This window comes from Sphingopyxis sp. C-1 (assembly GCF_001047015.1).
Classification (GTDB): Bacteria; Pseudomonadota; Alphaproteobacteria; order Sphingomonadales; family Sphingomonadaceae; genus Sphingopyxis.
In genome coordinates this window covers 2,379,662-2,391,209 of record NZ_BBRO01000001.1, presented here as the reverse complement: position 1 = coordinate 2,391,209, position 11,548 = coordinate 2,379,662, and the positions used below count along the sequence as shown (strand labels likewise).

At 63.3% G+C, this 11,548-nt stretch carries 12 protein-coding genes; 4 read left to right on the top strand and 8 right to left on the bottom strand.

The features are described 5' to 3' along the window. Positions 1-105: 105 nt before the first annotated feature. The 8 genes from SC1_RS11255 to SC1_RS11220 all read right to left on the bottom strand — a co-directional run bounded on the left by SC1_RS11255 (position 106) and on the right by SC1_RS11220 (position 5,059). On the bottom strand, positions 106-534 hold the full coding sequence (locus SC1_RS11255) for a GNAT family acetyltransferase (protein WP_062181505.1): 429 nt from the start codon (positions 532-534) through the stop codon (positions 106-108). Continuing rightward, a complete protein-coding gene (gene pth, locus SC1_RS11250) occupies positions 531-1,100 on the bottom strand; it encodes an aminoacyl-tRNA hydrolase (protein WP_062181502.1) in 570 nt (189 codons plus the stop codon). The genes SC1_RS11255 and pth overlap by 4 nt, the downstream gene beginning before the upstream one ends. A gap of 69 nt (positions 1,101-1,169) precedes the next feature. Then, the gene (locus tag SC1_RS11245) at positions 1,170-1,805 is read right to left on the bottom strand and encodes a 50S ribosomal protein L25/general stress protein Ctc (RefSeq protein WP_062181500.1); all 636 of its coding nucleotides are present in this window, start codon (positions 1,803-1,805) and stop codon (positions 1,170-1,172) included. Between the two features lie 153 nt (positions 1,806-1,958). After that, a complete protein-coding gene (locus SC1_RS11240; RefSeq protein ID WP_238586661.1) occupies positions 1,959-2,810 on the bottom strand; it encodes a TraB/GumN family protein in 852 nt (283 codons plus the stop codon). Between the two features lie 44 nt (positions 2,811-2,854). Further along, positions 2,855-3,781 (bottom strand): TraB/GumN family protein, encoded by a 927-nt coding sequence (locus tag SC1_RS11235; RefSeq protein ID WP_062181494.1) that lies wholly within the window; start codon positions 3,779-3,781, stop codon positions 2,855-2,857. Between the two features lie 55 nt (positions 3,782-3,836). Then, positions 3,837-4,274 carry a hypothetical protein gene (locus SC1_RS11230; protein WP_062181491.1) on the bottom strand — a complete coding sequence of 146 codons (438 nt, stop codon included), beginning with the start codon at positions 4,272-4,274 and terminating at the stop codon, positions 3,837-3,839. After that, positions 4,267-4,479, bottom strand: coding sequence for a helix-turn-helix transcriptional regulator (locus SC1_RS11225; RefSeq protein WP_062181488.1), 213 nt, complete (start codon positions 4,477-4,479; stop codon positions 4,267-4,269). Before SC1_RS11225 ends, SC1_RS11230 begins: the two co-directional genes overlap by 8 nt. Before the next feature lie 253 nt (positions 4,480-4,732). Continuing rightward, positions 4,733-5,059, bottom strand: a complete 327-nt coding sequence (locus SC1_RS11220; RefSeq protein ID WP_062181485.1) for a UrcA family protein — start codon at positions 5,057-5,059, stop codon at positions 4,733-4,735. Between the two features lie 275 nt (positions 5,060-5,334). Here SC1_RS11220 and SC1_RS11215 point away from each other — a divergent pair, with 275 nt between their 5' ends. The 4 genes from SC1_RS11215 (at position 5,335) to ppdK (ending at position 11,546) form a co-directional block, all read left to right on the top strand. Further along, positions 5,335-6,216 (top strand): glycine--tRNA ligase subunit alpha, encoded by an 882-nt coding sequence (locus SC1_RS11215; RefSeq protein ID WP_062184001.1) that lies wholly within the window; start codon positions 5,335-5,337, stop codon positions 6,214-6,216. Between the two features lie 116 nt (positions 6,217-6,332). Further along, entirely contained in the window at positions 6,333-6,686 is a 354-nt protein-coding gene (locus SC1_RS11210) for an endonuclease domain-containing protein (protein WP_062181481.1), read from the top strand. After that, entirely contained in the window at positions 6,683-8,773 is a 2,091-nt protein-coding gene (gene glyS / locus SC1_RS11205) for a glycine--tRNA ligase subunit beta (RefSeq protein WP_062181478.1), read from the top strand. Before SC1_RS11210 ends, glyS begins: the two co-directional genes overlap by 4 nt. A gap of 112 nt (positions 8,774-8,885) precedes the next feature. After that, positions 8,886-11,546: a pyruvate, phosphate dikinase gene (gene ppdK, locus SC1_RS11200; RefSeq protein ID WP_062183998.1), complete on the top strand. Its 2,661-nt coding sequence runs from the start codon at positions 8,886-8,888 to the stop codon at positions 11,544-11,546. Positions 11,547-11,548: the final 2 nt, after the last annotated feature.

The following is an 11,548-nucleotide window of genomic DNA, read 5'->3' as shown; positions in this document are numbered from 1 at the left end:
TCCGGATGAGGTGGCGCACCGATTGCAGAGGGAGGTGTCAGCTAGATGGCTTCACCAAGTCGGGAGAGTATGATTCATATGACGCTTCAGTGACATGGTGAGCGGTCAGTTATGCCCATCTTCACCAGCGAGCCATCGGGCGAAGACGCGGACGTCCTGGGGTTTCCAGCCTACATGCTCGTAAAGGCCCGCTGCGGGATTGCCGTCGCGAAGCATCAGTTCGACCTTTGGGCAGCCACGCAGCCGCAGCCATTCGCATGATGTGTCGAGCAACTGGCGCGCGATACCCTGACCCTGTTGGTCCGGGGTGACGCCCAGATAATAGATCCATCCCCGGTGCCCGTCGAAACCCGTCATGGCGGTGCCGATAATGCGCGTATCGCGCTCGGCGAGGATGACGGTCGACGCATCATGACCCAGCGCGCGAAGGAAGTCCGCTCCGGGGTCGTTCCAGGGCCGCGTCAGGCCGCATGCTTCCCAGATTGCGACGACCGCATCGCGGTCGGCGACGGTCGCAGTGCGCGTCGCGATCACGCCTGCAGGCGCAGCGCGAGGTCGCTCTGGAAGCGAACATCGTCGCCGTCGGCGAGCCACTTCGCTTCGGCAGCGATCGCACCCAAAAGGTCGATCAGCGGTTCCATTTCGCTTTTGTGATAATTGCCGAGCACATGACCGGTGACGCGGTCCTTGTGGCCCGGATGACCGATACCGATGCGCACGCGGCGGAAATCCTCGCCGATATGCTGGATCATGCTGCGAATGCCATTGTGGCCGGCGGCCCCACCGCCTTGCTTCACCTTGACCTTCATCGGCGCGAGGTCGAGCTCGTCGTAAAAGGCGGTGACGTCCTGCGCGGTCAATTTATAGAAATCGAGCGCGGCGCGCACGCTACGACCGCTTTCGTTCATGAAGGTGCCGGGTTTCAGCAGCAGGATGCGCTGCGATCCGATACGGCCTTCCTGGACCCAGCCCTGAAACTTCTTGGCTGGCGCGGGAAAGTCATAAAGGTCGGCGATGACGTCCGCGGCCATGAAGCCGACATTGTGACGGTGCATCGCATATTGGGGCCCGGGATTTCCGAGGCCGACCCAGAGCTGCATGAGACTGCCTTTCTCAGGGTCTGTCGTTGGCGGCCCCCTCCGATCGAGGAAGGGGCCGGCCGAACGGGATTAGGCTTCGTCGCCGCCTTCGGCAGCTTCGCCTTCGTCCTTCGTCGTGTCGCCGTCGCTCGACTTGAGCGCCGACGGGGCGACGATGGTGGCGATGGTGAAGTCGCGATCGGTGATCGCGCTTTCGCTGCCCTTGGGAAGGGTGACGTTGCTGATGTGGATTGAATCGCCGACGTCGAAACCGGTGACGTCGATCGTGATCTCGTCAGGAATCTTGTCCGCGTCACAGGCGATTTCCAGCTCGTGACGGACGATGTTCAGCACGCCGCCGCGCTTCAGGCCCGGCGAGGCTTCTTCGTTCGCGAACACGACGGGAACTGCCACGGTGACCTTGGCGTCCTTCGAGATGCGGAGGAAATCGGCGTGGATCGGACGATCCTTGACCGGGTGGAAAGCGACGTCCTTGGGCAGGGTGCGGATGGTCTTGCCACCCACGTCGATCATCACGACCGAGTTCATGAAATGACCCGTCATGAGCTGCTTCATCAGCAGCTTTTCTTCGACGTGGATCATCAGGGGTTCTTCTTTGCCGCCATAGACAACGGCGGGGACGCGGCCATTACGACGCAGGTCACGCGAGGCTCCCTTGCCTCCGCGTTCGCGCGTCTCGGCCGTCAGCGTCAGCTGATCGCTCATGATATTTCTCCGAGAAACAGTTACACAGTTCCGCCACGCCTCCAGGGATGACCATGACGGAAGCCGGGGCGCTTAGCGGGGAAGCGGCGGAAATGCAAGCGTGAGTGATTTCCGGCTACGCTTCTCTTGCTTCGTCATGGCTGGTAAACCCGCTTATTGTACGCGCGTAACCTTCAGCCCTTCGGCCTCGAGCATCGCAGGTACGCCTTCGGACCCAACCAGATGCCCCGCGCCGACTGCCATCAGTACCGTGCCGGGCTGCTCCAGCCGCTTTTGCACCCATAGGCTCCAGCGCCGGTTGCGGTCGGTGAGGATCGCCTTGCGCGCTGCGGGGACGGCATCGACATCTTCGTTGATGACCCGCTCCAGCGCCGCGACATCGCCGCGGCCCCACGCGGTGGTGAGGGCGCCGACGTCTTTCACGGCATTGCCCGCCTTCTCGGCCGCGTGGGTCAGGAGCGTACGCTGCGTCGCCGGGTCGAGCGTTTCGAAGAACATGAGCTGTTCCTGCGCCGTCTCTAGGCCGCCAATTCGCTTTCGCGCGTCCTTGAATTGCGCGGTCAGGCGCGTTTCGACGCCGTTCGACGAATCAAGCTCGGCTTTTTGCGCCACCCGCTGGCCCATCATCACCATCACCGCCCAGTCGTCGAGTGCGTCGCCGCCGAAATCGCCCCCGGCGGCCTCCAGCGCGCGGTAACCGGAGAGCGCTTCCGGCGGGAGCCGTTTCGCCATTGCGAGCGGCTCAGTTCGCGGGGCGAGCGTCTGAAAGACGGCGCCCGCATTCGCGAGTTCGGCGGGCGACAATTCCATCACCAATTCGTCGGCCGCGGCGATGGCATCGGCAACCTTGCCGCCATCCCATTCCGTGCCGCGCGGCAGCGCGTGCATCGCGCCGAGCATATAGATTTGCGTGTCCTCGTCGGCGACCAGCCACATTGCGGGACGCGCCTGTTGTGCCGGGTCTGCGGTACCGCATGCGGCGAGCAGGCACGGCAAAAGGGCCACCGCAAAGCGGCGACCCCAATGCTGCGAAGGGCGCGATGCTCCCTTCAATATTTGACCCGCTTGGCGATGAGCCCATTTGCCTTGAGGTAATCCTGGACGCTCTTCTCGCCCGCGAGATGGCCTGCTCCAACGGCGACGAACACCGTGCCGGGCTGATCCATCCGCGCCTTCAACTGATCGGCCCACCGCGCATTGCGATCCCAAAGCAGCACCTTGGCGAGTTCAGGCGTCTTGGCCAGGCTTTCGTTCATCGTCACGGCGAGCCCCTCGGGATCGCCCTTCGCCCATTGCACGACCATCTTGTCGAGCTGCGGCCCCAGCTTGTCGAGATCACTGACAACCGAATTCAGAAAGCTGATCTGCTGGCTTTCGGGAAGTGTATCGAAATAGCCGAGTTGCTGGTTCAGCGTTTCGAAGCCAGCAATCGGCTTGCCGGCCTTCTTGGCGGAGCTCGTCAGAAGTTTTTCGACGCCCTGTTCGGGGTCGTAACCGAGTTTGGTGACGGGCAGCACCGACAGGGTCATTGCGGCAAACCAAGGCTCGAACAAATCGAACTGCGCGGGCGCTATACCAAGGCTCGCGAGCGCGGCCTGATAAGCCTTGAGCTGTTCGGCATCGAGACGGGAGGAGAGTGTCTTGCCGCTCTGGTCCATCGCCAGCGGCATCATTTCCTTCGCCATCGCCGCCTGGTCCTCGGGCATCACCATTTCGAGCATCAGCTCATCGGATTTGTCGAAAGCCGTCTTCACCGCTTCGTCGAACCAACCGAGGCCGGGTTTCAGAACATGGACGGTGCCGAAGAGATAAATCGTCGTGTCATCGTCCTTGACGACCCACAATGCGGGGTCGGCATCGGTCGTCGGCGTGGCCGCTGCCGTCGCGGGTTCGGCGGCGTGGACGGAAAAAACCGCAGCCGGGGTCAGCGCGGCGATCGCGCATCCGGCGGTAAGCGTCTTGAACCAGGTCTTCATCGGAGAATTGCCTTTCTTGAGCGGCTTAAACATTTGCGCGGAAAGCGGAAAGGGGTCAGCGAAACTTCAGCCATAGATATACGATGCAGTTCGCCACCAGTGAGAAGACGAACAAAATCATCGCATCGACGGGCGGTGCCATGCCGGCGCGGTGGAGGACCCACCAGACGGGAGCCGGAAAGATAAAGGCGTACCATCCGGCCATGCTGGCCCAGAGCCAGGCGCGTTCCTCATGATCGTCGATCGCGCGGTGATAGATGATCATGCAGATCGCGAGGCCGATTGCCCATGCCAGCGAGGCGCCGATGGCGAAGCCCGGCGTCAGCGCGCCGCTGAACAGCGTCGCGGCGGAATGCGGTGCATCGGCCTGATCGGCGACCATCCAGCCGCCGACGATCCCGCCGATCACCGCGGCGAGTCCGAGCGAGGTCCAGTAGCGCTTTTGCCGGGGAGACATACGGCGACGGGGCTTCGAAACATCGGCATCAGTCATTGTCATTTCCTTCGTGGCCGTCGTCGAAGATTTCCTCGATCGGCATGTCGAACAGGCGCGCGAGCTTGAAGGCGAGCGGCAGCGACGGGTCATATTTCCCCGTTTCGATCGCATTCACCGCCTGCCGCGAGACATCGAGCCGGTCGGCAAGCTCCGCCTGGCTCCAGTTCCGCATCGCGCGCAGCACTTTCAACTTGTTGTTCATCGGCGCCTCGCCAGTTTTTCCGCCCGAAGGATCATCGACATCCCATAGCCATCAAATTGGCGGCGAAGGGGAATATTTTGTCGAGCCTCTTTGGGTGGTCGGAGTTGGAGCGACAGGGGCGGATAGGCTTCGCCAGACAGGAAATTGGGGAACAAGGGACTGGAGCGCCGCCACCGGGGGGAAGGGCGCTCCAGCCCAAGTCGCCTGCCGCCACCGGATCGGAGCGGCGCGAACGAAGCCGTTGCTTCCGCACTTATCGAGCGGCGCTGACCATCAGCAGCGCAAGCTGCGTGCCGCCTTGCGCCTGAGCGATCGCGCGCTGGGCGTGGCTTTCGGCCTGTGCCAACGCTGCGGACACACATACCGCGCGGCGGCCGTTTTCTGCGGCGCCGCGAGTCCGGTTGTCGCAGACGCTGCGCGCGGCGCTTTTCAGGCGGGTGTTCAACTGGTCGCGATCCGCGGCGCGAGCCAGATTAAGGTCGTCGATACGGACGACGGCCGTCTCCTCTTTTGCCTGCGCTGTGGCGGGCATTGCGACCGCGGTGAGCGAGAGGGCGAGGATCAGCGTGCGGGTCATCATGTCTTGTCTCCTTGGATCGATGGGTCTTGGTCAACTGAACCTGTCTTGATGTCAGGTATGCATGACTATATGTCGCGATTCGCTGACTGTGTCAATAACACCTTACAAAAAGTTCTGAAGACCTGACTAAAGCGAGCATTTTCGCGCCGTGGCGAAGGGATGGGAGCCTTGACCATGCGCCGCCGCTGGGCCAATGCGGCGGCGATTTTTGCACCTGCGAAGGAATTGCGGCCGTGGCCGACGGGGCGGACAAGACACCACTCAGCTTTCAGGACATGATCCTGACGCTGCACGCCTATTGGGCGGCGCGCGGTTGCGCGATTTTACAGCCTTATGACATGCGCGTGGGGGCGGGGACTTTTCACCCGTCGACAACGTTGCGCAGCCTCGGCCCCGAGCCGTGGAACGTCGCCTATGTGCAGCCGAGCCGCCGTCCGACCGACGGTCGCTATGGCGAGAACCCGAACCGGCTCCAGCATTATTATCAATATCAGGTGATTTTGAAGCCGTCGCCTGCCGACCTGCAGGAACAATATCTGGGCAGCCTCGCCGCGATCGGTATCGATCCGCTGCTCCACGATATCCGCTTCGTCGAGGATGATTGGGAATCGCCGACGCTTGGCGCATGGGGTTTGGGCTGGGAAGTCTGGTGCGACGGGATGGAAGTCACCCAGTTCACCTATTTTCAGCAGATGGGCGGCTTCGACTGCAAGCCCGTCGCGGGCGAGCTCACTTACGGGCTCGAACGGCTGGCCATGTATATTCAGAATGTCGACAATGTGTACGACCTGCGCTTTTCCGACGCGGTCGGCGATGTCGCGGCGGTCAGCTATGGCGATGTGTTCCTCGAGAATGAAAAGCAGTTCTCGAAATGGAATTTCGAGGTTGCCGACACCGATACCTTGTTCGCTGGCTTCAAGGCCGCCGAGGCCGAATGTCAGCGCGCGATTGCGGCGAATGTCCCGCTTGCGGCTTATGATCAGGCGATCGAGGCGAGCCACCTCTTCAACCTGCTCCAGGCGCGCGGCGTGATCAGCGTGCAGGAACGCGCCAATTATATGGCGCGCGTGCGCGACCTCGCAAAAGGCAGCTGCAAGGCGTGGATCGACAGCCAGTCCGAACGCTGGACCGCCAAATATCCGGGGTGGACGCTGTGACCGCGCTATCCAATCCTCCCCGGAATGGGGAGGGGGACCGCGCGAAGCGTGGTGGAGGGGGGGCGCGGAGCCTCCAACGGCCACGGGTCTACACTGCACGTAAACTTCGCCGTGAGATGACGTTGCCCGAGGTGCTTTTGTGGGAACAATTGCGCGGACAGAAGCTCGGGGTAAAATTTCGCCGTCAGCATCCCGTCGGCGCTTATGTTGCTGACTTCTGCGCCACGGCGATGAAGCTGATTATTGAAATCGACGGCGAGGCGCATAGCCGTGGGACGGCTCCGGTCCGCGATGCCACCCGAGATGAGTTCCTCATCGCGCAAGGATTTGAGGTCGTCCGCATTGCGGCGAAGGATGTGTTGGAAAATATGGACGGCGTAATTGCGCTGCTTAGGTCGAAGGCCGATAGCCCCCTCCACCATGCCTCCGGCATGGTCCCCCTCCCCGCAAGCGGGGAGGATTTGCAATGACCGATTTTCTTCTTGAACTGCGCAGCGAGGAAATTCCGGCGCGGATGCAGGCTGGCGCGCGCGCCGAGCTTGAAAAGCTGTTCCGGGCGCAATTGTCGGCCGCGGGACTGGAAGCGGCTGATCTCACCATCTGGTCGACCCCGCGCCGCCTTGCGCTAATCGCCAAGGGCTTGCCCGAAGCGACGGCAGCGGTCAGCGAAGAACTCAAGGGCCCGCGCAGCAGCGCGCCGCCGCAGGCGCTCGAAGGCTTTTTGCGCAAGACGGGCCTGACGCAGGACCAGCTTGAGGACCGCGACGGCGTCTATTTCGCCGTGATCGACAAGCCCGGCCGGGCCACCGCCGATGTGCTCGCCGAAGCAATTCCCGCGATCGTCCGAGCCTTCGCTTGGCCCAAGTCGATGCGCTGGGGCAAGGAAAGCGCGAGCAGCGAAAGCCTGCGCTGGGTGCGCCCGCTGTCGGGCATCGTTGCGATCTTTGGCGAAGAGCTGATCGCGTGTGAAGTTAGCGGGATTTCCGCGGGTTTCGCGACGCGCGGCCACCGCTTCCATTGCCCTGGCGAGATCACGATCGGCTCGGCATCCGACTATGCCGAAAAGCTGCGCGCGTGCCATGTCATCGTTGACCATGAGGAACGCCAGTCGATCATCCGCGACGGCGCCGCCAAATCCGCGGCCGACGCCGGGCTGACGCTGGTCGAGGATGAGGGACTGGTGATCGAGAACGCCGGTCTGACCGAATGGCCGGTGCCGTTGCTCGGCCGCTTCGATGAAGCGTTTCTGGAAGTGCCGCCCGAGGTCATTCAGCTCACGGCGCGCGTGAACCAGAAATATTTCGTCGTGAACGACGCGGCGGGCAAGCTGGCGAACGGCTTCGTCTGCACCGCGAACATCGACGCGGTCGACGGCGGCGCCGAGATCGTTGCGGGCAATCGCAAGGTTCTGGCGGCGCGGCTTTCCGATGCGCGCTTCTTCTGGGAACAGGATCAGAAGAAGACGCTGGCGCAGCACGCCGAGAAGCTCGCGAACATCACCTTCCATGAAAAGCTCGGCACCGTCGCCGACAAGGTCGAACGCGTCGCGAAGCTCGCGCGCTGGCTGGTCGAGGAAGGTGTCGTCACAGACCGTACCCCGGCGAAGGCCCGGGCCCAGAGCGGTACAGAGCAAACGGCAGCGTCATCCAGCCCTGGACCCCGGCCTTCGCCGGGGAACACGGAAGAGCTGGCCGACCAGGCCGAACTCGCCGCGCGTCTGGCAAAGGCCGACCTCGTCACCGAAATGGTCGGCGAATTCCCAGAACTGCAAGGCCTGATGGGCGGATATTACGCCCGCGCCGAAGGCCTGCCTGACGATGTCGCCAACGCGATCCGCGACCATTACAAACCGGTCGGGCAGGGCGATGACGTGCCGACGGCGCCGGTGACGGTGGCTGTGGCGCTTGCGGACAAGCTGGATACGCTGCGCAGCTTCTTTTCGATCGATGAAAAGCCCACAGGGTCGAAGGATCCGTTCGCGCTTCGCCGAGCGGCGCTGGGCGTCATCCGGACCCTGACCGAAAATGGGCTGCGCTTTGCGGTCGCTGACGGCGATTTGCTCGACTTCTTCGCCGACCGCCTCAAGGTCCAGCAGCGTGAAGCCGGCGTCCGCCACGACCTGATCGACGCGGTGTTCGCGCTCGGGGGCGAAGACGATCTCGTCCGCCTGCTCGCTCGCGTGAATGCGCTTCAGGCGTTCATGGCGACCGAGGACGGCACCAACCTGCTCGCTGGCTACAAGCGCGCGGCGAATATCCTGAAGCAGGCAGGCGAGGTGAGCGCCGCCGCCGCTTCGACGCCGCCGACCGATGCCGACGCGATCTTGCTCAAGGCCCTCGACGCGGCCGAACCCGCAGCCTCTGCGGCCGTCGCCGACGAACGCTTTACCGATGCCATGGCCGCGCTTGCCAGCCTCCGCGCTCCAATCGATGCCTTTTTCGATGGCGTGATGGTCAACGATGCCGACGAAGCAATCCGCGCCTATCGCCTTGGATTGCTCGCCCGATTTACCGGCGCGGTGCATGGCGTGGCCGATTTCTCGAAGATCGAGGGCTGACGTTACGGCTATGCGCCTCTCTTTATACCGCACGAAGTAAATCTGAATCGACGATAACAACTCTCCACCCTATCCAGCCGCAACCTCCTCCCCGGGGCAGCAGGAGTATATGATGACGAAGATGGTGCATTTGTTCGGCGGCGCGGCCACGACGGCCGAGCGCTCGAAGGAATTGCTGGGCGGCAAAGGTTCGAACCTCGCCGAAATGGCCTCGATCGGCTTGCCGGTGCCCCCGGGCTTTACGATCACCACTGACGTCTGCACCGCATATTACGCCAATGGCGAGCAATTCCCGGCCGGGCTGGTCGCGGATGTCGCGGCGGGTATTGCGCATATCGAGGGCATCACGGGCAAAAAGTTCGGCGATGCCGCCGACCCGCTTCTTGTGTCGGTCCGTTCGGGCGCGCGGGTGTCGATGCCTGGCATGATGGACACCGTGCTTAACCTCGGGCTCAACGACCGCACGGTCGTCGGCCTGTCCGAAGCCTCTGGCGATCCGCGCTTCGCATGGGACAGCTATCGCCGCTTCGTCCAGATGTACGCCGACGTCGTCATGGGGCTCGACCATGCCGAGTTCGAAGAGGCGCTGGAAATCGCCAAAGAAGACAAAGGCTTTTACCTCGACACCGAGATGTCGGCCGAAGACTGGCAGGCGCTGGTCAAGGAATATCAGGCGATCGTCGAGCGCGAGACCGGCGCACCATTCCCGCAGGAACCGAACGACCAACTTTGGGGCGCCGTCGGCGCCGTCTTCGCAAGCTGGGAAAGCGACCGCGCGAAAGTCTATCGCCGCCTGAACTCGATCCCCGGCGAATGGGGCACCGCGGTCAATGTGCAGGCGATGGTGTTCGGCAACATGGGCGACACCTCGGCAACGGGCGTGGCGTTCACGCGCGACCCGGCGACCGGTGAGCGCGCCTGGTACGGCGAATGGCTGATCAACGCACAGGGTGAGGACGTCGTCGCGGGCATCCGCACGCCGCAATATCTGACCAAGATCGCGCGCGAGAATGCCGGTGCCAAGCCGCTGAGCATGGAAGAGGCGATGCCCGAGACCTTCACGGAACTCGGCCGCGTCTTCGATACGCTGGAAACACACTACCGCGACATGCAGGACATCGAGTTCACCGTCGAACGCGGGACGCTTTGGATGTTGCAGACGCGCTCGGGCAAGCGGACCGCAAAGGCCGCGCTCAAGATCGCGGTCGATATGGCGGCCGAGGGGCTGATCACCGAAGAAGAAGCCGTCGGCCGGGTCGATCCGGGCGCGCTCGACCAGCTTCTCCACCCGACGCTCGACCCCAATGCATCGCGCGACGTGCTGACCAAGGGGCTTCCCGCAAGCCCCGGCGCCGCATCGGGTAAGATCATGTTCGACGCCGACAGCGCCGAAAAGGCGGCCGCGATGGGCGAGGCGGTGATCTTGGTTCGCGTCGAAACCAGCCCCGAAGATATTCACGGCATGCACGCCGCAAAGGGCATATTGACCGCCCGCGGCGGGATGACCAGCCACGCGGCAGTCGTCGCACGCGGCATGGGGCGTCCCTGCGTCTCGGGCGCAGGCGGGCTGTCGATCGACGGCAATGCGCGCGTGTTGCGCGTTGCGGGACGCGAACTGCGCGAGGGCGACATATTGACGCTCGACGGTTCGACCGGCGAAGTGATGGCGGGCGAGGTTCCGACCTTGCTCCCCGAACTCGTCGGCGACTTCGGTACCTTGATGGGCTGGGCCGACAAGGTCCGCCGCATGAAGGTGCGCACCAACGCCGAAACGCCGCAGGATGCGCAGGTCGCGCGCGATTTCGGCGCCGAGGGTATCGGTCTGTGCCGCACCGAGCATATGTTCTTCGACGCTGCGCGCATCACGGCGGTGCGTGAGATGATCCTGGCGGACAGCGAGGACGGCCGCCGTGCGGCGCTCGCCAAGCTGCTGCCCGAACAGCGCGGCGATTTTGCTGCGATCTTCGGCGTGATGGCGGGGCTTCCCGTGACGATCCGTCTGCTCGATCCGCCGCTCCACGAATTCCTGCCGACGCGTGAGGAAGATTTCGCCGATGTCGCTGAAGCGGCAGGCGTGGGGATCGAAGCGCTGAAGGCGCGTGCGAACGAACTTCATGAATTCAACCCGATGCTCGGTCACCGCGGCTGCCGCCTCGGCGTCACCTATCCCGAAATCTACGAGATGCAGGCCCGCGCGATTTTCGAGGCGGCGTGTGACGTTGCCGCCGAAACGGGCGCTGCGCCGATTCCTGAAGTGATGATCCCGCTGGTGGCGACGCGCCGCGAATTCGACTTGATGAAGGCAGTCGTCGACACCCAGGCGAAGGCGGTTTTCGCCGAAAAGGGGCGCGAGATCGCCTATCTCGTCGGCACGATGATCGAACTGCCCCGCGCTGCGCTGATGGCTGGCGAGATCGCGGAGACGGCCGAATTCTTCAGCTTTGGCACCAACGATCTGACGCAGACGACGATCGGCATCAGCCGCGATGACGCCGGGCGTTTCCTCACCCAATATGTGGACAAGGGGATTTTCCTGACCGACCCATTCGTCAGCCTTGACGTCGAGGGTGTCGGTCAGCTCATCGAGATCGCGGCGGATCGCGGCCGCGCCACGCGTCCGGCGGTCAAGCTAGGCATTTGCGGCGAGCATGGCGGCGATGCGCCGAGCATCCATTTCTGCGAAAAGACGGGCCTCGACTATGTCAGTGCCTCGCCCTACCGTGTGCCCATCGCACGTCTGGCGGCAGCTCAGGCGGCGCTTAAAAGGGGGTAGGG